Raw genomic sequence first — 21,388 nt, forward strand, 5'->3', positions numbered from 1 at the left:
TATATGCTGAACTTCGAAAATCTGTCGGAACGATTCGCCCAAGAGTCGTATCTCTGGTTGGTTACGGGTGTAGCGGGCTTTATCGGCAGCAACTTGCTCGAAGCCTTGCTTCTTCGCAAGCAAAGGGTCGTTGGTATCGATAACTTCGCGACCGGCTCCAAGGCGAATCTTGAAGAGGTACGCCGAGTAGTGCCGGAGAATTTGTGGAAGAATTTCGTCTTCCACGAAGGTGATATTCGCAACGTTGTTGACTGCAGACTAGTAAGTGAAGGAGTCGACTTCGTGCTGCATCAAGCAGCGCTTGGTAGTGTCCCCCGCAGCTTGGAGGATCCTATTCTCACGAACAGTGTAAATATCTCTGGCTCTCTTAACGTTCTCGTCGCGGCGCGAGATGCGGGAGTCAAGCGAGTCGTTTACGCCGCGTCGAGTTCCACATATGGTGATCACCCTGGCTTGCCGAAGGTCGAGGATAAAATTGGCAAGCCATTATCGCCATACGCAGTTACGAAGCTTGTGAATGAGATGTATGCGAATGTCTTTGCCAGAAGCTATGGCCTAGACACGATCGGACTGAGATATTTTAATGTCTTTGGTCCGAGGCAGGATCCATTCGGAGCTTATGCGGCTGTAATTCCGAGGTGGATCTCGGCCATGATCAGCGGTGATGAGGTACTCATAAACGGCGACGGGGAGACTAGTCGCGATTTTTGTTTCGTTGAAAATGTGATTCAAGCCAATCTGCTTGCAGCCTTAGCACATAGCGGCGCTGGTAACCAAGTGTACAACGTGGCCCTTGGCGATCGAACCACTCTTAACGAACTGTTTATTGCACTAAAAGAGGCTCTCAAGGAAAACGGCATCGCATATACCAAGTCCCCGAGATACCGCGACTTCCGAGCCGGTGATGTGCGACACAGTCAGGCTGATATCACGAAAGCTTGTAATCTGCTCGGATATTCGCCGGAGTTTCGGATTCGCGATGGGCTCGCTCTAGCCATGCCGTGGTATGTGAGAAATCTAGGAACTACGAAACAAGCGTAAATGCTTCCCTATGCGTGTTTCTTCGGTTTCTTGGAATCTAGCCGGACTTACTCTGCCGTTGCTGGTAGCGGCAGTCACCGTGCCGCAATTAATTCATCGCCTCGGCAATGAAAGGTTCGGGGTGCTGGCGCTCGCTTGGGGCCTAGTCGGTTATGCAGGAGCATTAGATCTCGGTATTGGTCGAGCTCTTACACAGATGGTGGCCCGCCTAAGAGGCGAGGGAGATTTTTCATCAATTCCCGATGCTTTGGCAACAGCAGGCAGAATCACATTGCTCACGGGTGCTTTTGGCGGTGTGATCATAGCCATCTTCGCTATCGCTGGTGGCGGGTCATTGATACACGCGCGCCAGACCGCGACTGGGGAAATTGAGCTTTCCATCTTGCTTCTCGCTCTAGCGCTACCCGCCCAAGCGATGAGTGCGACGTATCGTGGAGTCAACGAAGCTTACCTGAATTTTCGTGGCATAAGCGTTGTACGAGCCCTTTTAGGCATGGTCAATTTTGGAGGGCCGTATCTAGTCTCCCTTTGGACCAGCAGCCTACCTTGGCTGGTTGCAACTCTAGTGCTTAGTAGACTATTTTCTTTGCTTATCTATCGTCGGCTCGCAATGACATGCATTTCCGGTCAGCGTGCTGTCGGGCGAACAGGCGAGTACTCATCACGAATCGCACGAAGTCTTTTCTCATTTGGTGGCTGGGTCACCGTAAGCAGTATTGTAAGTCCGATGCTAGTCCAGGCGGATCGTTTTGTGATCTCATCGGCAATATCTGCGGCCGCGGTGACTATTTATGTTCTACCCTACGAGATGGTTGTTCAAAGCTTAGTGCTTGTTGGCTCGGTTTCATCCGTCCTATTTCCAAGCCTGAGCGCAATGATGCGTTCACATCCTACGCAATGGCAGCGCTATTTTTTGCGCTGGCTGCTGATAGTGGCTGGAATGATGCTTGTAGTCTGTATCGCGATGTTCTTCTTTCTCCCGAAGATCCTGACTCTCTGGGTTGGACAAGGATTGCATCCGGAATCAATTACCGTTGGGAAAATTCTCTGCTTGGGAGTTTTTTCGAACTCGCTTGGCGTAATGTTCTATGCGCTACTGCATGCTAAGGGACGTGCAAACATAACGGCTCTGTTGCATATGATTGAATTGCCAATTTTTGTGGGAGCCTTGCTCTTTCTTTTACATCAGTTCGGGGTTGTTGGCGCGGCGTGGGCCTGGACCGGGAGAATGACTTTTGACGCAATAGCTTTGGGAATCCTGGGGGGGAAGAAATGAAAACACGGACCCTAAAAACTATATTTTGGGCCGTCAGTATCGCCACGCTTCTAAGAGTTCTCTCCGGATACCAGGCTTTTGGGGAAAGTCGAGATTACGATAATTATCTTCAGTTTTTCGATGCAGTTAGGGTTTCGGCGAACTTCAATGATATATCGTATCGCTTTGAGCCGGGTTTTTCAGCGGTGGTTTATGCACTGGTGAAGATTGGCTTGAATAATCCGGTGGTCTATGCGGTCATAGCAGGGGTTGCAGTCTTCGTGAAGTGTTGTGCTGTTCCCCATTCAAGAAGATATGTTTTTGTTTTTGCAGTATTTGTATTTTATCTGCTAACTCGCTATCTCGCCCTCTTCGAGATGACGGTGCTGCGGGCTAACTGTGCATTTGCACTTGCTTTCCTGGTTTTTGTCAGGCGGGAGACTCCGGAATATCGAGTCAAGGATCTGGTGCTGCTTCTGGGGGGCGTGCTCTTTCATTATTCTGCGATTGTCTTCCTATTTATCTATTCGATCAAACGCGTGACACGGTTGCGGGTGGTCCTCATAGCCGTCGTTGCATTCCTCGCGATTATGGTATCGAAGGGTGTTTTGCTTTCATACTTGCAAGGGTATCTTAATGCTCTCTCGAATTATTCTGATGCCGGAAAGACTGCTACAACATTTCCGGTGTTGTTTATGCTTGACTTGCTGTTGTTGATTTTCATCCTTCTGACTTGGCAGGCATGTGACTTGCCGATGCGATATTGTGCGCTTGGGATTGCTCTTAGCGCCTCTTTTCATTTTGCGTTGCTCGATAACTCGGTATTCGCTGGTCGATTTCGAGAGCTGCTCTCAGTTTTTGTGTTGATATATGTGTTGCGGGCGTTTAGTTGTAGGTCGCCACTAGTGAAGTCTATCTCCTCTATGTTCGTGCTCGCGACTGGTGTACTTCACGTATATGTAACTTATTTCTACGATCCGTTGCTGACATGAAACGTTCGATAGATGTTGTCATTGTAAATTGGAATTCCGATCAGCAATTGGAGAAAGCTCTCCTGAGCATAGCTGAAAATAATTCGGGATTGGTCGATTCAGTGATTGTTGTCGATAACGGATCTACCGATGACTCCATCGCTCGGATCGAGGGCGGGAGAGAGTTTCCGTTCCGTCTTGTGATTGAGAGAAATGCTGAAAATCGAGGTTTCGGGGCGGCATGTAATCAAGGTGCTAGAAAGGGGGTGGGTGAATTTATTCTCTTCTTAAATCCCGATGCTCATCTGTATGCGGACTCTCTTAGTGTTTCGCTTTCGCACATGGTTGATCCCGCGAACCGTGAGGTAGGTATAGTGGGTATTCAGTTGCTTGATGAGAATGGGCGGGTGTCGCGAAGCTGCGCTCGATTTCCCAGTCTATGGTCGTTCTTTATTCAGGCACTGGGATTAAATCATTTTCCGGTTCTTCGGTCGTCTAGCATGCATATGGCGGACTGGGACCACTCGGAAACAAAGAAGGTCGATCACGTAATCGGGGCATTCTATTTAATGCGGCGATCCTTATTTGAGAATCTTGCCGGATTTGATGAACGATTCTTCGTATATTTGGAAGATCTCGATCTGTCGCTGCGAGCTAAGCAGGCCGGATACGATAGTCTATATCTCGCTGACGCGAAAGCCTTTCACGCTGGCGGCGGTACGTCAAGAAAGGTGAAGGCGCATAGGACGTTCTATTCCTTGCGGAGCAGGCTCTTTTACGGATTCAAGCATTTTGGCTGCAAGCGGGGTTGGATACTTGCAGCCATCACTCTTCTTCTAGAGCCGTGTACGCGGACACTCTCTGCCCTGTGCCGTGGCAGATTTGATGATGCGAAAAATACGTGGGCTGCATATTCAATGCTCTTTGGTGACCTGAAGATTATCCTGAAAGAGGCGAGGGTATCGTGAAGGTGCTTGCATTGACTCGGTATGGCCAGCAGGGTGCGTCGTCTCGCATGCGCTCATTTCAATTCTTCCCCGTAATGCAAGGGAATGGTTGGGAACTGACCATCGCGCCGTTGTTCGATGATGCTCGATTGTCGACTCGATATAGAGAAGGTAGTTATCGACTGTCAGCAGTTATTTCGTCTTACATCGAGCGTCTTCGTTTTTTGCTGCGCCGCGCTGAGTTCGATTTTTTATGGATCGAGAAGGAGGCGCTGCCATGGCTGCCAGCGGGTTTTGAGTCATGGATGTTGAAAGATGTTCCATATGTGCTAGATTTTGATGATGCGATCTTCCACAAATATGATCTTCATCGCATGTCCTGGGTGCGGAGAACCTATGGAAATCGAATCGATCATTTGATGGCAAGGGCACGCCTCGTTGTTGCAGGAAACAGGTATCTTGCTGAGCGGGCGGAGAAAGCAGGCGCTCGACGTGTTGAAGTTTTCCCTACTGTTGTGGATCTAGATCGGTATAGAGGAAAGGAACGGTCAGAGGCAGTTCAAGAATGGAATCGAAGTGATGCTGAATCTATTCCCCGTGTTGTTTGGATCGGTTCCCCGTCGACAGTACGCTATTTGACCGGCATCGGTCCTAGCCTCGCAATACTTGCAAAGAAACGACGGTTTGTTTTGAGGGTGATTGGGGGTGGCGAGGTCGTTATTCCTGGAGTTCAGGTCGAGAACGTAAATTGGTCTGCGGAAACTGAAGCAAAGGCGATTAGGGATTGCGATATCGGAATAATGCCCCTGCTGGATAGTCCTTGGGAACGAGGAAAATGTGCCTATAAGCTAATCCAGTATATGGCAAGCGGATTGCCGACGGTATCGTCGCCGGTTGGCGCGAACGTTGACGTAGTCGTTGCTGACGAGACTGGCTTTTTCGCGAGTTCATCAGAAGAATGGGTTGAAAGCCTCGATCGACTTCTGAGCGATGATGCGATGAGGGCCATGTTAGGCGAGAATGGCCGGCGGCGCGTGGAGAAATACTATTCGCTTCAGTCTGCCGCCCCTCGATTGATCAAGTCATTGGTTTCGGCTGTTTCGTATCACTAGATTGAATCCATGAATTGACAAGAGCTCCACGTCTATTGATCAGTTCATGTCAGCCTTGCGATATCAAGGCATTCCTAGGAAGGGGGAGCTCATGAGGAAATCTCGAAGAACGGCTCTCGCCGCCATCGGTGGCTTTGGGCTTGGTTATCTCATTCGAAATGAAACCCCCTCAGCCGGTTGTCTTTTAGAGAAAGGAATCAGTAGCTGGGAGGCGCGCGCTGCCCCGGTTGCTCCTGCGGGTAGTTCTCCTATAGGTCGAGTGGACCTTGTGGTGCGGTCATCGCCAGTCAATTTGGCTGCTGCGCTCCCAGGTAATTTCGTGACCGATGGATCGGTTGACTATACAGAATATGTTCAAAGAGTCTACGACCTTCTTCGTAATAGGGGCGGAGGGACTGTCATTGTCCCTCATGGAACGACCATCTTGGTGGGGAAACCTGAGAACGTATGAGAATATTCAGACCATCGGCGAAGACTGGTCCGCTGTACTGAGCGTTAAAGCGGGATGCTATGGCATCAGTCTGAACTCCGGTGTCTCTGGCGATAATCTGGGCGCCGCAAATGCTAAGAACGTGGCGTTCCGCGGATTTGCCCTGAAGGGGCAAGTCTCGGCTGCTGGGTTTTCTGAGCATTGCCATTTGCTAAATCTGAATGGCTTTTCTCACCTAGAGGTCGAGAATCTGCTTATCAGTGGATTTCAGGGCGATGGAATCTACTGCGGGAGTTCGAATGATAGGGCTACAGAACGTCACAATTTTAGTTTTTCGGCGCGACGAGTGCGATTCGATGGTGTAAATAATAATAATCGGAATGCTTTAACATTTATTGATATCGACGGAGTCGTGGTCGAAGATTGTCAGTTTCTGAACTGCACTCGCTCGGATATGCCTGGACCCATTGATATGGAGCCGAATGCAAATTCATGGGCGACTATTCGAAATGTTACGATTAGACAGTCGGTTTTTAAAAATAACGGCGGGAATCTCGGTGAGGTTGGCGTAATGATCCCTGCAGCAGTGACGAAGATGCCTCAGAATTTGACAGTGGAATACTGCAAATCAGACGGCTACTCCGGTACGGGTGCGATGTTCTCGCTGTGCACCAATCGAGAGCCGGCGCCTACACAAGATGATACGAATTTTCGTCTATCCAATAATGTTGCGGCGAATGGTTGCATGCCATATCAAATTCTCGGTGCAAAGAGAGGCTTGATAAAGCAGAACATGTTCACTGATTTCTCGAGGGCGGCAATATTGGGATACAACGAAGCGAAACGAGGAGTGCGAGATATCGAGTCAGTGGATAACCGCTTTGTACGATGTGGATACGCTAGAGGCGGAGGCATTTCCATCGGCTATGCTTCGAACGTTCGATCGTTGCGAGATAAGTTGGCTGACTGTGGGAATGGAAAGCCAGGTGGAGCAATGGTAATTGGACTCGCACGCGGCCTCTCGGAACGTATCGTTCTGGATAGCTTGGAAGTTACTTCTCCGACTGGAAGGACGCTAGTTGCGGTGCAAAGGGATGCACGGAATGACCTCGACTTGGCTACAAGTAAGATGGTCAGTCCAAGAATAGGTTTGCTTCCTGCTCAGCTACCGGTCAAGTGAGTAAATTGGTGTCGAGGCGATATTCTCGATTATCATTCGCTATTTTCTGGATCAAGCTCTGAAAGAGAGAGGAAATCCCTCTTTAGAGCTTGGTTGGGTGACGGAGTCATGAAGTTTCTCTTAATTGCAGGTCTAGCGGATTCATTGCTGAATTTCCGTGGTCCTTTGATTGCGGCGCTACAATCGCGGAACCTTGAAGTGCATGTCGCTGCGCCATCCCTAGGACAAGGCAGCCCTTTGCGTGGGCGACTGGAGGCCATGGGATTGAAGGTGCATGATTTGCCGTTGCGACGTACAAGTAAGAGTATTGTTTCCGATTTGGTAACCGTGATCGGGTTGCTTCGTGTGATGGCTCGCGTGAAGCCAACGTATGTAATGAGTTATACCATCAAGCCAGTGATATATGGCTCGTTGGCAGCATGGCTGTCGCGTGTACCTTTTCGCTTCGCCCTCGTAACTGGCCTTGGGTATTCATTTCAAGGAGAGGGAGAGCGGGGGCGCTTGTTGGCACTAGTCCGTCGACTATATCGATTCTCCCTCGCGCGGGTGCGTCTCGTTTTTTTTCAAAATCCTGATGACGAAAATCTTTTTCGTGAATTGGGAATTTTAAGTCCAAAAGTTTCATCATGTGTCGTGAACGGCTCGGGGATCGATATTTCCAGCTTTCTTCCTGCCCCGCTGCCACCGGGTCCTCCTCGTTTCCTGCTTATCGCTCGACTCCTGGGTGACAAGGGAGTGAGGGAGTATGTGCAGGCAGCCAAGCGAGTACGCGAAATAAGGCCAGATGTTAAATTTGGTTTGGTGGGGTGGATTGATGAGAACCCGAATTCAATTGGACACAGTGAGCTGAGTAGCTGGATAGCTGAAGGCAGTGTGGAGTACCTGGGCAAGTTATCTGATGTGCGCCCTGCGATCGCAGAATCCAGCGTATACGTGCTGCCTTCATATAGAGAGGGCACTCCGAGAACCGTTTTGGAAGCGATGGCTATGGGGCGGCCAATTATCACCACGGATGCGCCGGGTTGCCGCGAGACGGTACAGGATGGAGTAACGGGTTTTATGGTGCCGGTGAGATCAGTTGATGGATTATATGAGGCGATGATGAAGTTTGCAGCTACGCCCCATTTAATTGGAGAGATGGGAGCGCGTGCTAGGGAGATGGCTGAGAATAAGTATGACGTGCGGAAGGTTAATGAGGCAATGCTCCGCCAGATGGGGATTCTATGAAGAGATTTTTTGATGTATGTGTGGCTTCTTTATTGCTGGTGCTTCTCTCAGTCCCACTGCTCTTGCTGATGGCTTTGATCCGGAGCAAGCTTGGGAGCCCAATCTTCTTTAGGCAAATTCGACCAGGGATGAATGGTCATCCGTTCGAGATGATTAAGTTTCGCTCAATGTCGAACGCGCGCGGGAAGAATGGGGAATTGCTTTCGGATGCTGAGCGTCTCACTGATTTTGGTCGCCTTCTCCGTTCAACGAGTCTGGATGAACTCCCTGAACTTTGGAATGTTTTGAAGGGGGATATGAGTTTAGTAGGGCCGAGGCCTCTTTTGATGGAATACTTGCCACTGTACTCCAAAGTTCAGGCTCGCCGGCATGAAGTAAGGCCAGGAATTACTGGTTGGGCCCAAATAAACGGTAGGAATAGTGTTAGTTGGGATGAGAAGTTTGATATGGACGTTTGGTATGTCGATCATCGGTCGATGTTCTTAGACCTAAGAATCTTATGGTTGACAGTACGTAAGGTACTTATTCGGGATGGCATCAGCGCGAAAGGTGAAGCTACTGCGGCGAAGTTCACCGGTGAGCGAAAATGAGAAAACTAGCCTTACTAGGAGCGAGCGGACACGGAAAGGTGGTGGCAGACTCCGCGTTGGCTGCCGGATACTCATCAATCGAATTCTTCGATGATGCTTGGCCTGATCGAGTAAGAAACGGGCATTGGGCGATTTCCGGAGATACGGAGATTCTGCTGGATGCATTGAGCGATTTTGATGGTGTGATCGTAACGATCGGCGATTGTTCTATTCGACTTGCCAAAACGGCGGCAATTCGGAAGGCGGGCGGGCGATTGCTGACAGTGATTCATCCGCACGCTTGTGTAAGCAAGTTTGCATCTCTCGGTGACGGCAGTGTGGTTATGGCCGGGGCGATCGTAAATGCAGATGTAACGGCGGGCACCGCTACGATTATAAATTCTGGTGCGACCGTTGATCACGATTGTCTACTTGATGATGGTGTGCATATTAGTCCTGGAGCACATCTGGCGGGCAATGTGATTGTCGGTAGATGCAGTTGGATTGGAATCGGCGCGGCGGTCAAGCAGGGTGTAACTATCGGGGCAGATGTTGTTGTTGGAGCTGGAGCCGTAGTTGTTAGCAATATATCAGATCATGTGATCGCCGTAGGTTGTCCTGCTTCGCCACTACAGTTTTCGAAAAGTGGGAGTTGTGGCGATTTGTCACCTTCGTTGAAAAGAGAGTCAAAATGCTGAATACGAGTTTCTCGCCTTGGCCAAGTTTTACTCAAGAGGAAGCAGACGCTGTCAAGGATGTTCTGGTTTCGAATAGAGTCAACTATTGGACGGGAAGTATTTGTCGTGATTTTGAAAGGGAGTTCGCTGAATGGGTCGGTGTCGCCTATTCTGTTGCGCTCGCAAACGGGACTCTCGCTTTGGACGTCGCTCTCAGAGCCCTCGGTATTGGCGAAGGCGATGAGGTTATTGTAACAAGCAGGACATTCCTAGCATCGGTGTCAAGCATCGTGCTTGCAGGCGCGGTTCCAGTTTTTGCAGATGTTGATGCTGATAGTCAGAATATAACGGCGGAAACAATTTCTCGCGTTATCACGGAACGGACGAAAGCAGTGATATGTGTTCATCTCGCCGGTTGGCCATGCGACATGGACCCGATTATGAGTTTGGCACGAGAGCGCGGCCTCAAAGTGATCGAGGATTGTGCTCAGGCGCACGGTGCAAAGTACAAAGGGCGATCGGTGGGCTCCATTGGGGATATCGGAGCCTGGTCTTTTTGTCAGGACAAAATCATGACTACCGGAGGCGAGGGTGGCATGGTTACGACTAATGACAAAGAGCTATGGGCCAGTATGTGGTCCTTTAAGGATCACGGGAAAAGCTGGGAGGCTGTTTATGAGCGGGAGCATCCAGCTGGCTTCCGATGGGTTCACGATTCGTTCGGCACAAACTGGCGCATGATGGAGATGCAGGCGACGATTGGTCGTATCCAGTTGAGGCGAATGGCGGAGTGGACAAGTCTGCGCACAAGCAATGCGATATCGCTGGCCCATAGCCTTTTGGAATGTCCCGCAGTGAGAGTCCCACTTCCTCCGGTGCAAATGCAGCACGCTTGGTACAAGTTTTATGCATTTGTTGAGCCCGATGTGTTGGCCTCTGACTGGAGCCGAGATAGGATTATGGCCGAAATTAATAATCAGGGTGTTCCATGTTATTCGGGTTCTTGCTCAGAAGTTTATCTTGAGAAGGCATTTGATGGTACAGGTTGGCGACCGTCTGAGCGCTTGGCCGTTGCGAGGGAATTAGGAGAGACGAGCCTAATGTTTCTGATTCACCCAACGCTGACGGAGGCTGAGATTGGTCGGGCCGGCGAGGTCGCGCGGAAGGTTTTGAATTCCGCCATGCGGTAGCTCGTTCGCTGAGCGATGTTTGGAGTATTGAGAGGTGAGATGTGGTTGGGAGATCTGAGCATGGTCACATCCATGTAGACATCGCGAATACTTCCCCTTAAGCGCGGTTCCCACTGTGTGCGGGCGGATTTGTCTAGAGGTCGCTAGCACTTTACGGAGTTGTGACAGATTCCTAATTACACTCCTTTCGTTGGATAGGAATTCGCTTGTGATGGAAGTAACCTCGCGGTTCACAAGTTATAGAGGCTGACTGTGGTAGACGAGAGCAAGCATCTCTTAAATATTTCAAATAGTAGGAGCAAAGAGTTGTCCTATATCTTCGTAACGGGCGGGGCGGGGTTCATCGGTGCGAACTTCGTGCTCGGCTGGCTGCGTGACACAGGCGCGGATGCCGTCGTCAACATCGACAAGCTGACCTACGCAGGCAACCGCAAGACGCTCGCCTCGCTGGAAGGCGACGCACGCCATGTGTTCTCGCAGACCGATATCTGCGATCGCGAGGCGATCGACCGCCTGTTTGCTGCCTACCGTCCGCGCGCGGTCGTGCATTTCGCCGCCGAGAGCCATGTGGACCGCTCCATCCATGGCCCGGCCGAGTTCATCCAGACCAATATCGTCGGCACCTTCACGCTGCTGGAGGCCACGCGCGCCTACTGGGGCGCGCTCGACGCCGATGCCAAGGCGGCCTTCCGCTTCCTGCATGTCTCCACCGACGAGGTGTTCGGCTCGCTGAGCCCTACCGACCCGCAGTTCTCGGAGACCACGGCTTACGCACCCAACAGCCCGTACTCGGCCTCCAAGGCGGCCTCAGACCATCTGGTGCGCGCCTACCACCACACCTACGGGCTGCCGGTGCTGACAACCAACTGCTCGAACAACTACGGCCCGTACCACTTCCCCGAGAAGCTGATCCCGCTGATGATCGCCAACGCGCTCGCGGGCAAGCCCCTGCCGGTGTACGGCGACGGGCTCAACGTGCGCGACTGGCTCTATGTGGGCGACCACTGCGCGGCCATCCGCGAAGTGCTGGCACGCGGCCGCCTGGGCGAGACCTACAACGTCGGCGGCTGGAACGAGAAGACCAACCTCGACGTGGTGCACACCCTGTGCGACCTGCTGGACGAGCTCAAGCCGCGCGCGGCCGGCTCCTACCGGGATCAGATCACCTTCGTCAAGGACCGCCCGGGCCATGACCGGCGCTACGCCATCGACGCCCGCAAGCTCGAGCGCGAACTGGGCTGGAAGCCGGCCGAGACCTTCGAGACCGGCCTGCGCAAGACCGTGCAGTGGTATCTGGACAACCAGGCCTGGGTGCAGGATGTGATGTCGGGGGAATACCGCAACTGGGTAGCCAAGCAATATGCAGCTTAAGGCTTCCCGCATCCCCACACTCCTTGTCACCGGTTGTAACGGCCAGGTCGGATTCGAGCTGCGCCGCAGCCTCGCGCCGCTGGGCCGGGTGGTCGCACTGGACCGCTCCGGCTGCGACCTGTCGCGTCCGGACGAGATCCGCCGGCGCGTGCGCGAACTGCGGCCGGACGTGATCGTCAACCCGGCGGCCTACACGGCGGTGGACAAGGCCGAAGCCGACGCCGAGACAGCCTTCGCCATCAATGCGACCGCGGCCGGCGTGCTGGCCGAGGAAGCCAAGGTGCTCGGCAGCCTGCTGGTGCACTACTCGACCGACTACGTCTTCGACGGCCGCAAGGAAGGCCCCTACGTCGAGACCGATGCGGTAGCGCCGCAGTCCGTCTACGGCAAGAGCAAGCTGGCCGGTGAACTGGCCGTCGCGGCGACCGGCGCGGCGGCGCTGGTGCTGCGCACCTGCTGGGTGGCCGGCGCGCATGGCGGCAACTTCGCCAAGACCATGCTCAAGCTGGCGCGCGAGCGCGACAGCCTGCGCGTGATCGCCGACCAGTTCGGCGCGCCCACCACGGCCGCATTGATTGCCGACGTGACCGCGCAGATCATCGCGCGGCACTGGCTGTTCGGCGAGCGCGCAGAGTTTGCCGGCGGCATCTACCACCTGGCCGCGGCCGGAGAGACGAGCTGGCATGGCTACGCCAGCGAGGTGGTCCGCTATGCCGCCGCCAAGGGCGTCGAACTCAAGGTGGACCCGGCGGCCATCGAGGCGATCCCGGCGACCGCCTACCCGCTGCCGGCGCCGCGCCCGTCCAACTCGCGGCTGGATACGGGCAAGCTGCGCGAGACCTTCGGCATCTATCTTCCGGATTGGCAGCAGGGTGTCCATCTCCTGCTCGATCAGATTCTTACCTAAACAGAACACCATGCGCAAAGGCATTATCCTGGCCGGTGGCTCCGGCACCCGGCTTTACCCCATCACGCGGTCTGTCTCCAAGCAACTGCTGCCAGTGTACGACAAGCCGATGATCTACTATCCGCTGTCCACGCTGATGCTGGCAGGGATCCGCGACATCCTGGTGATTTCCACGCCGGAAGACACGCCGCGCTTTGCGGACATGCTGGGCGATGGCAGCAAGTGGGGCATCAACCTGCAGTACGCGGTGCAGCCCAGTCCCGACGGGCTGGCGCAGGCCTTCATCATCGGCCGTGACTTCATCGGCAACGATCCGTCCACGCTGATCCTGGGCGATAACATCTTCCATGGTCACGATCTAGTGCGCCAACTGGAGAGCGCCGCTGGCCAGCAAAGCGGCGCCACGGTGTTCGCCTATCACGTGCACGATCCGGAGCGTTATGGCGTCGTGGAGTTCGATGCCGGCTTTCGTGCTCTGTCGCTGGAGGAGAAGCCGGTCAAGCCGCGCTCGAACTACGCGGTCACAGGTCTGTACTTCTACGACAAGCAAGTATGTGATATCGCAGCCGACATTCAGCCGTCGGCGCGTGGAGAGTTGGAGATCACCGACGTTAACAAGTGCTACTTAGAGATGGGGCAGCTCAACGTCGAAATCATGGGTCGTGGCTATGCTTGGCTGGATACGGGTACGCACGATTCCCTGCTCGAGGCGGCCAGCTTCATTGCGACACTGCAGAATCGGCAAGGCCTGATGGTGGCTTGTCCAGAGGAGATTGCGTATCGGTCTAAGTGGATCAGTGCTGAGCAGGTGGAGACACTGGCTCGGCCGCTGGCCAAAAACGGGTACGGCCGATATCTGCAGCGCATCGTTTCGGAAGTGGTTAGATAATAGGCAGGAAGACTGTTATGAACTTGACCATCATTCCGACGGCGATTCCTGATGTGTTGATCTTTGAGCCGAAGGTATTTGGCGATGCACGCGGCTTCTTTATGGAGAGCTTCAACGCGCGCCAGTTCGAGCAGGCCACCGGCCTAAAGCGAGAGTTCGTTCAGGATAACCACTCCCGTTCGGCCCGCAATGTGCTTCGGGGCTTACACTACCAGATTCAGCATCCGCAGGGCAAGTTGGTGCGCGTGGTGGCTGGCGAAGTCTTCGATGTGGCAGTCGACCTGCGGAAGAGCTCGCCGACTTTCAGAAAATGGGTAGGCGTAACGCTGTCGGATGAGAACAAACGGCAGTTATGGGTGCCGGAGGGTTTTGCGCACGGCTTTGTAGTGATCTCTGAAGCGGCGGAGTTTCTGTATAAAACTACAGACTATTGGTATCCAGAATATGAGTGTAGTTTGCATTGGAACGATCCCGAACTGGGCATCGAATGGCCTACCGATGCGCCATCTTTGTCGAGCAAAGATCAGAAAGGTGTGAAATTTTCCGAATGCACTTGTTTTGAGTGAGGTGGGTACAATCTGCTGTGAAAGACTAGATTTAATCTGACAGTGGTTGGTTTCTCGGTTGGTTTCTCGAGCCGCTGCACCGCGACGCCGAGGGCGTAGCCCGAAGCGTCGCGGTGCAGCGGGATTCGCAAGGAGTCCGCCATGATTCAGGAACAGAAAGTCATCCGCGCCAAGGTCGGCATACTCGAACTGGCTCGGCAATTGGGCAATGTCCGCCAGGCCTTCCGTGTGATGGTCTATTCGCGCGACAGCTTCTACCGCTTCAAGGAGTTGTACGATCGGGGCGGTGGGGCGGCACTGCAGGAGATCTCACGGCGTCGCCCGTTGCTCAAGAACCGCGTCGATCCCGAAGTAGAGAGCGCAGTGGTGAATCTGGCGTTGGAATTGCCCGCCTGCGGTCAGGTCCGAATTGCCAACGAAGTTCTCGGCATGCCTTGCATGTCTCGCCACAGGGAGTTCGCAGCATCTGGCTACGCCACGACCTCGAGACCATGAAAAAGCGCCTGAAGGCGCTGGAAGCCAAGTCGGCCCAGGAAGGGCTGGTACTGACCGAGGCGCAGTTGGCCGCGCTCGAGCGCGCCAGGCTGGAGAAGGAAACTAGCGGTGAATTCGAGTCCGAGTGCCCCAGTTACTGCGGTGCCCAGGACCCCTTCTACGTGGGCACCCTCAAGGGCGTTGGCCGCGTCTACCAGCAGACCTTCGTCGACACCTATTCGAAGGTGGCCTTCGCCAAGCTCTATGACCGCAAGACACCGCTGCCGGCGGCCGACCTGCTCAACGATCGTGTGCTGCCATTCTTCGACGGTCACGGCATTCCGCTCGCGCGGGTGCTGACCGTGCGGCAATCCGGAGCACCACGAGTACGAGCTCTATCTGGCCGTGGAGAACATCGACAATACCCGCACGCGGGCCAGGTCACCACAGACCAGGGGCATCGTGGAGCGATTGCACAAGACCATGCTCAACGAGTCTACCGGGTTGCCTTTCGCAGGAAGGTCTATGAATCGATCCCAGCCTTGCAGGAAGACCTCGACACCTAGCTTGACCAGTACAACAACGAGCCCGAACATCAAGGACGATGGTGCTATGGCAAGACACCAATGCGCACCTTTCTTGACTCGCTAGAACTCGCCAAGGAAAAGCTCGTCCCTCATTGAATCGGTGGATGCCGATTCAGCAGTCCAGCCACATGTCAGATCGAGTCATAGCTAATACACATCGCCAAATTGCTCAACGGCCGACCTCGTCAGACCCTCGGCTGGGATACGCCCGAGGAAGCAATGGCCAAGGAGCCGGAACTCAATGGATTTGCTAAGCGTTGCACTTGATTCTTGAGACCGCCGGCTCACACCAATGAAAAAGCCATCCCTTAGGGATGGCCTTTTCTTTTTAACAAAGAACCCTAGGCTGCTTGGTTCGCTTCGACTGCTTGTGCCGGGTGACCATTGCTAGCCTGATTATCGAATCTGTTCAATCCGATTGGCAGGGGCGCGAGCGCATGCGAAGGCTTGCTCCGCACCGGCTTGGCTAGGCGACCTTCCAGCGACGAATACGGCGCATACTCAGTCACCAGCGCCTGCACCATCGTCTGGATCTTCAACTGATCCCGACTATCGCACGCCGCAAACAGCGCCGCCAGCTTGTCCTGCAGTTCCGTCTCAGACAAGCGATGTTCGCGCGAACACATGATCCGTTCATGCGAGCTCGGCGTGACCTCTCCACCGATCAGCAGTTCTTCATAGAGTTTCTCGCCGGGACGCAGGCCCACCACCTTGATCTCGATGTCGCCGTGCGGGTTGTTTTCCGTCTTTTCGCGCAGCCCGGACATTTCGATCATGGTGCGTGCCAGGTCGACGATGCGCACCGGTTCGCCCATGTCCAGCACGAAGACTTCGCCGCCCTTGGCCATAGCGCCGGCCTGGATGACAAGCTGGGCGGCTTCGGGGATCAGCATGAAGTAGCGGATCACGTCCTGGTGGGTGATGGTGATCGGCCCGCCGTTCTGGATCTGCTGGCGGAACAGCGGTACCACCGAGCCGGAGGAGCCGAGCACGTTGCCGAAGCGCACCATGGAGAAGACGGTGCGGGTGTTGCGGCGCGCAGCGGCGGCCTGGAACACCAGTTCGGCGATGCGCTTGCTGGCGCCCATCACATTGGTGGGGCGCACGGCCTTGTCGGTCGAGACCAGCACGCAGGTTTCCACGCTGTAGCGGTCGGCGATTTCGGCCACGACGGCGGTGCCCAGCACGTTGTTGCGGATGCCTTCGGCCATATTGCTTTCGACCAGGGGCACGTGCTTGTAGGCGGCGGCGTGGTAGATGGTGTCGACGCAGTTGCCTTGCACCGCCGATTCCACCGCTTCGCTGTCGCAGACGGAGCCGATCTTGGCGACCAGGCGCAGGTTGGGGAAGCTGTGGCGCAGTTCCTGCTCGATGGTGTACAGCGCGTACTCGGAGTGGTCGAACAGCACCAGCCTGCGTGGGCCCTGGCTGGCGATCTGGCGGCACAGTTCGCTGCCGATGGAGCCGCCGGCGCCGGTCACCATGACGGTCTTGGCGTGCGTGCACTTGGCGAACAGGCGGTGCTCGGGCGGTACCGGCTCGCGGCCGAGCAGGTCTTCGACCTTGATGTCGCGGATGGACTGGGTGGTGATGCGGCCGTCCACCAGTTCGAGCAGCGTGGGCAGCGTGCGGACCTTGATGTGGAGCGCGCGCAGCGAGTCGACGATCTGGCGGCGGCGGCCGGGCGAGCTGGAGGGCAGGGCGAGCACGACTTCGTCGATGCTGCGCCGGTCGATCTGCTCGGCCAGCTTGCCGGCGAAGTGCACGGGCAGGCCGGCCACGATCTTGTTGTTGAGGCTGGGATCGTGGTCGAAGAAGCAGACCGGGGTGTAGTCGCTGCTGGCGCGCATGGCGATGGCCAGCTGGAAACCGGCTTCACCGGCGCCGAAGATGGCGATGCGCTTGGCGGCACCGGCGTCGCGGGCGCTGGCCGGTTGCAGGCGCAGCAGCGAGCGGGCGAGCAGGCGCGAGGCCACCACGTAGGCGAAGGCGACGAACCAGTAGATCAGCAGGCCGGTGCGCGGCAGCGCTTCGCTGCTGATCAGGAAGGACAGGCTGTAGGTGCTGAGCAGCAGCGTGCCCAGGCTGACGCCGGTCACCCACAGGACCTTGAGGTCCATGTACCGCACCACGGAACGGTAGAGGCCGCTGAGGTAGAAGACCGGCAGCGTGAGGGCGGCGATGATGAGCGGTGGCATCAGGCCGTACTGCTGGACGAGGTCAAAATTGCCACGGCGCAGCACGAGCGCCAGCATGAAGCACAGCGGCAGCGCTATCACATCGGTGGCCACCATCAGCGCCATCTTCTGGGGCCGTGGCAGGTTGATCAGTCGCGAAATCAGCATATGTAGCATACCAGTCACTCCGCTTTGGCCTGGGAAGACGCCAGGACGCCATGCGGTTGCCGGCTGGGAACCCGGGCGGTGGTCTGGTCCGCTGTGTTACCGAGTTCAAGGTTCATTGCGAGCTCCTAAACGTCCCTGCTGCCGCTTGACCCGGCGGCAGCTGGTGGATAAAACCCCCCGTTTAAGAAAAGGGCGAGAAGTCAACTTCTTTGCCCGATCTGTCATACCGCTCTTTCTGATGGCGATAAGACAATAATGTCATTTTTATCAGATTCCGAATCATAGAGAACAGGGGTACATCACGCAATCAGGCGTTGGCGTTCCCGTACCCCACATGGGATGGGTTTCCGCTAGGTTTTGCGCTGCGGGGGCTCGGAGGATTCCGATTCGGAGGGCGGGCAAGTCGCTGCGCCTTGTCGAATTGGCGCAGTGTTGGGCGGCTTTCCGCGATGGTCTGCAGTGGTTCCGGGGCTGGCGGATCGTTTGCGATGGCGTGCTGGGCAGCTTTTGCCCCGAGATGCCGCGGTTGGCGGCTTGGGCGTGGGGGCGGGATTCGGGGCGGCGGGTGTGCCCTGGTATCGCCGGCGCAGGGCCGGAGTTGAGGGCCGGCGCCGGGTGCGGGCAGCCGTGCTGAGCCGGGCGAGGCCAGGCGCGCGGGCGTTGGCGGCTCGGCTGCGATAGCGAGCGACGCATATCGAGGCCTGCGCAAATGGCAAGGATTTTTTTAAAGAATTCGGGGGGGAATAGCGGGGCGGCGCATGTCGACTGCCAACGCGTGATTCGCGTCCACGTGGGGCGCCGGCTCGCCTGCTACGCGGTGCGTGCCCGCGGTGCCTGCCGTGCTTGTGGGATGTGTGTCAGACGCGTGTTAAATGTGCATCTGATGTGCGTGCGACGCGCGGATCGGCCATGGGACGGGACGATCGCGTGCGGGGCCGCGAGGGATTGCGGGGGCGCGCGGCGGTCGCGGGCAGGCCGCAGGCACTGCGGTCGGGCCGTAGTGCAGCTGGTAGCAGTAGCGCGCGCCATCGAATGGCCCGGCTGTTGCTACGGTTGGGTCTTGTCCATCCGCTGCACCAGCGAAATCACCTCGAACCGCGTCTTCACCCCGAGCCGCTTCAGGATCTCCGACACGTATTCCTTCACTGTGTAGATGGACAGCCCCATCTGCTCGGCGATCTGCTTGTTCGGCAGGCCATCGATGAGCCGGACCAGTACGGCCAGCTGGCGGCCGGTGAGGCCGAACTCCGGCAGCTTGCCGTCGTGCGCGGGTGTGGGCACGGGCGGCGTTGGCGCCGGATCGTGTGCTGCCGCGCCTGGTGTGGCACTGCTGCCTTCATTCGTCAGCAGGGCCATCAGCTGCTGCGCGTGGCGCAGTGCATCGCCGCGCTTGCGCAGGCCCAGCCGCTTCAGCGTGGCGGCGACGTGGTCCTTGGTGGTGTTGGCGGTCAGTCCGAGCTGGCGGCCGATCAGCTTGTTCGATTGCCCGGTGAGCAGCAGTGCCAGCACGGCGCGTTGGCGTGGCGTCAGCTTGGCGATGGCGGATGCGGTGGGTGCGGTAGGCGCCGTAGGCACGGCAGGCACGGCAGGTGCCGGGACGGGCGGGCTGGAACCGGTAGCTGGGTAGGAAAGGGTGTTGCCTGGCGGGTCGTTCGGATTCATCTGCCTGCGTGCGCCATTCTCGTCGGGGCCTGTCTCCGATCATTGCGGATAGGAAATGGCAGGGGGCGGTTCCGACGGATGGCTTGTCGTTTTCGGCATGAAGCCGGCGTATATCAGGGGGCTGCGTTTCTGAGTTTATGTATTTATGTTAATACAATTATGGTCGTGCTGAATGACTGGGTTGATGTGTAGATAGTGGCCTATGCTTATCTTGCTGCTTTGTTCTGGTTTTCCGATTGAGCAGCCGACGTTTCTTACCGTTTCCCCGCGCTTATGTTCGGCGAAGGTATTCCGTGCCATCGGCGTGATGCGCCGGGGACGGAAACGGATGGTGTGAGCGGCAAATTGTCGCCGACCCGCTGCCTTTCGGCCGGCCAGATGGGCGCTGCCTCTGAACTGTCGTTCGCCAGGGTGTCGCCGGCTGGTGTGGCGATGCCCCGCTGCGCATAGGTATTAACCCTGGATTGTAATGGGGGATTGCTGCGCTGCGCAATGACAGCCAATGCGCGTTGACGTGGCATCCAATGCAACGCTCGCCGGGCTGCCGCACCGCTGGATGCGGTTCCGGGCGCATTGCCGGGCGCAGTCGGATGACGCGACTGGGCGGTGCTTCCCCGGTCCTGGTGCATGCCGTCTTGCCCGGTGCTTCCGGGCATTTCGCGGATGCCTTGCCCGCGCGTGGTGGCCATGTTTCCGCTGGATCGATGCGTGTTTCCCACAGGCGCTTTCCCGGATGGACAGGGCATGGATGGCGCCTGTCCGTGCGGTGGGCCGCCATTCAGGTGGGCAAATGTCTATATATTCGGCGCTTTCCCCTATAGGAGGGGTTTTGGTTTCCCTGCCGGGGGAGGGACATTCAGCTTGCGCCATGGCGGAGTCCCATTTCTGGCACAGGTGCGGTGCAGCAATGGCGAAGCCTTCAGGCCGGTGCGGACGCGCAGTGGCGCGTACCCACCGGAAAGAAGGGCAGGCGCGAGGTACGGGGTGATGCGCGGGGCATATTCAGTGCCGGTTGGGGCCCGCGCAGACAACAATAAAGCGATTGCCGCGTCGATGTTCCGCGTGCACGCAATAACAACAAGATGGAATAGATGCAAGAGACTCAACTCGCAGCCCGCGAGCGGGAGGAGTTGGACAGGGCGTTCGCGTCGTTCGTGGGCATGGAGGGTGGCAATCCGGCCGCCGCCATCTGGATCTGCGATGTGGCGCCGCTGATCGCTTCCGTCCCGCTCGAGGTTGCGTTGCGGCCGCAGCCGGAACCGGGGGCTTGGGACTTGGCGTTCCGGCGGCGCCATGCGCGTTGGCTGCCCCGCTGGCAGACGCATCTGCGCGTGGCGCGCGTGCTGGCCGCCGCGCGGGCGGCGGCCCTGCACCCGGGGCGCAGCCACGTCAGCGCGCAGGCGTATTTCGAGCACTACCTCTACCGGCCCGGTGGCTGGGACTTCAAGCTGAACCTGTTCCCGCTGCCGGAGCGGCCGGACCCGGTGCAGTCGTGGAGCAAGACCTTCCGCGACCAGCCCTGGCTGCGCGTTAAGTCCGACTATGCGCGCCTGTGCCGGCTGGGCGGGCGTTTCCGCTTCATTGCCTCGCTGCGGGAGCAGTACCGGCCGCGCCTGGTGCTGTGCCTGGGGCAGCGGCATGCGCGCGACTATCTGCGCGCCTTCGGTTTCGAGGGCTGCGAGCGCGCCGAGGCCTGGCTGCAGCCGGCTGACACGATGCGGCGCCTCGATGTGTACGAGCACGGGCAGACGGCCCTGGTCTTGAGCCCGCCGTTCGGCGGACCGCAGGGCTTGAGTTCCGATGTCCTGCTCGATGCGCTGGGCACCTTCCTGGCCAGGTGGCTGCGGCCGGAGGACTTTCCGGCGCTGGCGGGCGCGGACGGCAGCGGGGCGGGAAGGTTGCCGGCCGGGCCGACGGGGCCGGCCGGAACCTAGGTCGCCGGTCGCCGAGGGGCCGGGCACCGCGGTTGCCACGGCCCCCCGGACAGC

Annotated in this window: 17 protein-coding genes and 2 pseudogenes; 17 read left to right on the top strand and 2 right to left on the bottom strand. The window is 56.7% G+C overall.

The window, feature by feature from the left end:
- Positions 1 to 3 precede the first annotated feature (3 nt).
- The 16 genes and pseudogenes from BKK80_RS05625 to BKK80_RS38110 all read left to right on the top strand — a co-directional run.
- Positions 4 to 1,041, top strand: coding sequence for an SDR family oxidoreductase (locus BKK80_RS05625; RefSeq protein WP_071070713.1), 1,038 nt, complete (start codon positions 4 to 6; stop codon positions 1,039 to 1,041).
- Positions 1,042 to 1,051: 10 nt separating this feature from the next.
- Positions 1,052 to 2,317, top strand: coding sequence for an oligosaccharide flippase family protein (locus BKK80_RS05630; protein ID WP_071068705.1), 1,266 nt, complete (start codon positions 1,052 to 1,054; stop codon positions 2,315 to 2,317).
- Positions 2,314 to 3,288: an EpsG family protein gene (locus tag BKK80_RS35370; protein WP_084545493.1), complete on the top strand. Its 975-nt coding sequence runs from the start codon at positions 2,314 to 2,316 to the stop codon at positions 3,286 to 3,288. Before BKK80_RS05630 ends, BKK80_RS35370 begins: the two co-directional genes overlap by 4 nt.
- Positions 3,285 to 4,235, top strand: coding sequence for a glycosyltransferase family 2 protein (locus BKK80_RS05635; RefSeq protein WP_071068706.1), 951 nt, complete (start codon positions 3,285 to 3,287; stop codon positions 4,233 to 4,235). The genes BKK80_RS35370 and BKK80_RS05635 overlap by 4 nt, the downstream gene beginning before the upstream one ends.
- Entirely contained in the window at positions 4,232 to 5,326 is a 1,095-nt protein-coding gene (locus BKK80_RS05640) for a glycosyltransferase family 4 protein (protein WP_071068707.1), read from the top strand. Before BKK80_RS05635 ends, BKK80_RS05640 begins: the two co-directional genes overlap by 4 nt.
- 410 nt (positions 5,327 to 5,736) lie before the next feature.
- The gene (locus BKK80_RS36255) at positions 5,737 to 6,936 is read left to right on the top strand and encodes a hypothetical protein (protein ID WP_162287344.1); all 1,200 of its coding nucleotides are present in this window, start codon (positions 5,737 to 5,739) and stop codon (positions 6,934 to 6,936) included.
- Between the two features lie 108 nt (positions 6,937 to 7,044).
- A complete protein-coding gene (locus BKK80_RS05645; RefSeq protein WP_071068708.1) occupies positions 7,045 to 8,163 on the top strand; it encodes a glycosyltransferase family 4 protein in 1,119 nt (372 codons plus the stop codon).
- Positions 8,160 to 8,753 carry a sugar transferase gene (locus tag BKK80_RS05650; RefSeq protein ID WP_071068709.1) on the top strand — a complete coding sequence of 198 codons (594 nt, stop codon included), beginning with the start codon at positions 8,160 to 8,162 and terminating at the stop codon, positions 8,751 to 8,753. The genes BKK80_RS05645 and BKK80_RS05650 overlap by 4 nt, the downstream gene beginning before the upstream one ends.
- Positions 8,750 to 9,430, top strand: a complete 681-nt coding sequence (locus tag BKK80_RS05655) for an acetyltransferase (protein ID WP_071068710.1) — start codon at positions 8,750 to 8,752, stop codon at positions 9,428 to 9,430. Before BKK80_RS05650 ends, BKK80_RS05655 begins: the two co-directional genes overlap by 4 nt.
- The gene (locus BKK80_RS05660) at positions 9,424 to 10,599 is read left to right on the top strand and encodes a DegT/DnrJ/EryC1/StrS family aminotransferase (protein ID WP_071068711.1); all 1,176 of its coding nucleotides are present in this window, start codon (positions 9,424 to 9,426) and stop codon (positions 10,597 to 10,599) included. Before BKK80_RS05655 ends, BKK80_RS05660 begins: the two co-directional genes overlap by 7 nt.
- 306 nt (positions 10,600 to 10,905) lie before the next feature.
- On the top strand, positions 10,906 to 11,970 hold the full coding sequence (gene rfbB, locus BKK80_RS05665; RefSeq protein ID WP_071014928.1) for a dTDP-glucose 4,6-dehydratase: 1,065 nt from the start codon (positions 10,906 to 10,908) through the stop codon (positions 11,968 to 11,970).
- A complete protein-coding gene (rfbD, locus tag BKK80_RS05670) occupies positions 11,960 to 12,877 on the top strand; it encodes a dTDP-4-dehydrorhamnose reductase (protein WP_071068712.1) in 918 nt (305 codons plus the stop codon). Before rfbB ends, rfbD begins: the two co-directional genes overlap by 11 nt.
- 10 nt (positions 12,878 to 12,887) lie before the next feature.
- Positions 12,888 to 13,766 carry a glucose-1-phosphate thymidylyltransferase RfbA gene (gene rfbA / locus BKK80_RS05675; protein WP_071068713.1) on the top strand — a complete coding sequence of 293 codons (879 nt, stop codon included), beginning with the start codon at positions 12,888 to 12,890 and terminating at the stop codon, positions 13,764 to 13,766.
- Positions 13,767 to 13,783: 17 nt separating this feature from the next.
- On the top strand, positions 13,784 to 14,332 hold the full coding sequence (gene rfbC, locus BKK80_RS05680) for a dTDP-4-dehydrorhamnose 3,5-epimerase (protein WP_071068714.1): 549 nt from the start codon (positions 13,784 to 13,786) through the stop codon (positions 14,330 to 14,332).
- A gap of 141 nt (positions 14,333 to 14,473) precedes the next feature.
- Positions 14,474 to 15,489: pseudogene (locus BKK80_RS05685) on the top strand (helix-turn-helix domain-containing protein).
- 60 nt (positions 15,490 to 15,549) lie between these two features.
- A pseudogene (locus BKK80_RS38110) lies at positions 15,550 to 15,660 on the top strand (IS30 family transposase); the annotation flags it as partial.
- Positions 15,661 to 15,734: 74 nt separating this feature from the next.
- Here the strand turns inward: BKK80_RS38110 and BKK80_RS05690 are convergent.
- Together BKK80_RS05690 and BKK80_RS37950 are read right to left on the bottom strand one after the other, a co-directional pair.
- Positions 15,735 to 17,747, bottom strand: a complete 2,013-nt coding sequence (locus BKK80_RS05690) for a polysaccharide biosynthesis protein (RefSeq protein WP_071068715.1) — start codon at positions 17,745 to 17,747, stop codon at positions 15,735 to 15,737.
- A gap of 1,038 nt (positions 17,748 to 18,785) precedes the next feature.
- A complete protein-coding gene (locus BKK80_RS37950; protein ID WP_084545494.1) occupies positions 18,786 to 19,400 on the bottom strand; it encodes a LuxR C-terminal-related transcriptional regulator in 615 nt (204 codons plus the stop codon).
- A gap of 1,091 nt (positions 19,401 to 20,491) precedes the next feature.
- Between BKK80_RS37950 and BKK80_RS05700 the strand changes: the two genes are divergently transcribed.
- On the top strand, positions 20,492 to 21,334 hold the full coding sequence (locus BKK80_RS05700) for a transcriptional regulator (RefSeq protein WP_156811155.1): 843 nt from the start codon (positions 20,492 to 20,494) through the stop codon (positions 21,332 to 21,334).
- Positions 21,335 to 21,388 lie beyond the last annotated feature (54 nt).

The sequence above is a fragment of the Cupriavidus malaysiensis genome (genome assembly GCF_001854325.1).
Classification (GTDB): Bacteria; Pseudomonadota; Gammaproteobacteria; order Burkholderiales; family Burkholderiaceae; genus Cupriavidus; species Cupriavidus malaysiensis.

Coding starts and splice junctions, on each gene's coding strand:
- BKK80_RS05650 (WP_071068709.1), top strand. CDS start 8,160: ATGAAGAGATTTTTTGATGTATGTGTGGCTTCTTTATTGCTGGTGCTT.
- BKK80_RS05635 (WP_071068706.1), top strand. CDS start 3,285: ATGAAACGTTCGATAGATGTTGTCATTGTAAATTGGAATTCCGATCAG.
- BKK80_RS05645 (WP_071068708.1), top strand. CDS start 7,045: ATGAAGTTTCTCTTAATTGCAGGTCTAGCGGATTCATTGCTGAATTTC.
- BKK80_RS05690 (WP_071068715.1), bottom strand. CDS start 17,747: ATGCTACATATGCTGATTTCGCGACTGATCAACCTGCCACGGCCCCAG.
- BKK80_RS37950 (WP_084545494.1), bottom strand. CDS start 19,400: ATGAATCCGAACGACCCGCCAGGCAACACCCTTTCCTACCCAGCTACC.
- BKK80_RS05655 (WP_071068710.1), top strand. CDS start 8,750: ATGAGAAAACTAGCCTTACTAGGAGCGAGCGGACACGGAAAGGTGGTG.
- BKK80_RS05660 (WP_071068711.1), top strand. CDS start 9,424: ATGCTGAATACGAGTTTCTCGCCTTGGCCAAGTTTTACTCAAGAGGAA.
- BKK80_RS35370 (WP_084545493.1), top strand. CDS start 2,314: ATGAAAACACGGACCCTAAAAACTATATTTTGGGCCGTCAGTATCGCC.
- BKK80_RS05630 (WP_071068705.1), top strand. CDS start 1,052: ATGCGTGTTTCTTCGGTTTCTTGGAATCTAGCCGGACTTACTCTGCCG.
- BKK80_RS05625 (WP_071070713.1), top strand. CDS start 4: ATGCTGAACTTCGAAAATCTGTCGGAACGATTCGCCCAAGAGTCGTAT.
- rfbD (WP_071068712.1), top strand. CDS start 11,960: ATGCAGCTTAAGGCTTCCCGCATCCCCACACTCCTTGTCACCGGTTGT.
- rfbC (WP_071068714.1), top strand. CDS start 13,784: ATGAACTTGACCATCATTCCGACGGCGATTCCTGATGTGTTGATCTTT.
- BKK80_RS36255 (WP_162287344.1), top strand. CDS start 5,737: ATGGAACGACCATCTTGGTGGGGAAACCTGAGAACGTATGAGAATATT.
- rfbA (WP_071068713.1), top strand. CDS start 12,888: ATGCGCAAAGGCATTATCCTGGCCGGTGGCTCCGGCACCCGGCTTTAC.
- BKK80_RS05700 (WP_156811155.1), top strand. CDS start 20,492: ATGCAAGAGACTCAACTCGCAGCCCGCGAGCGGGAGGAGTTGGACAGG.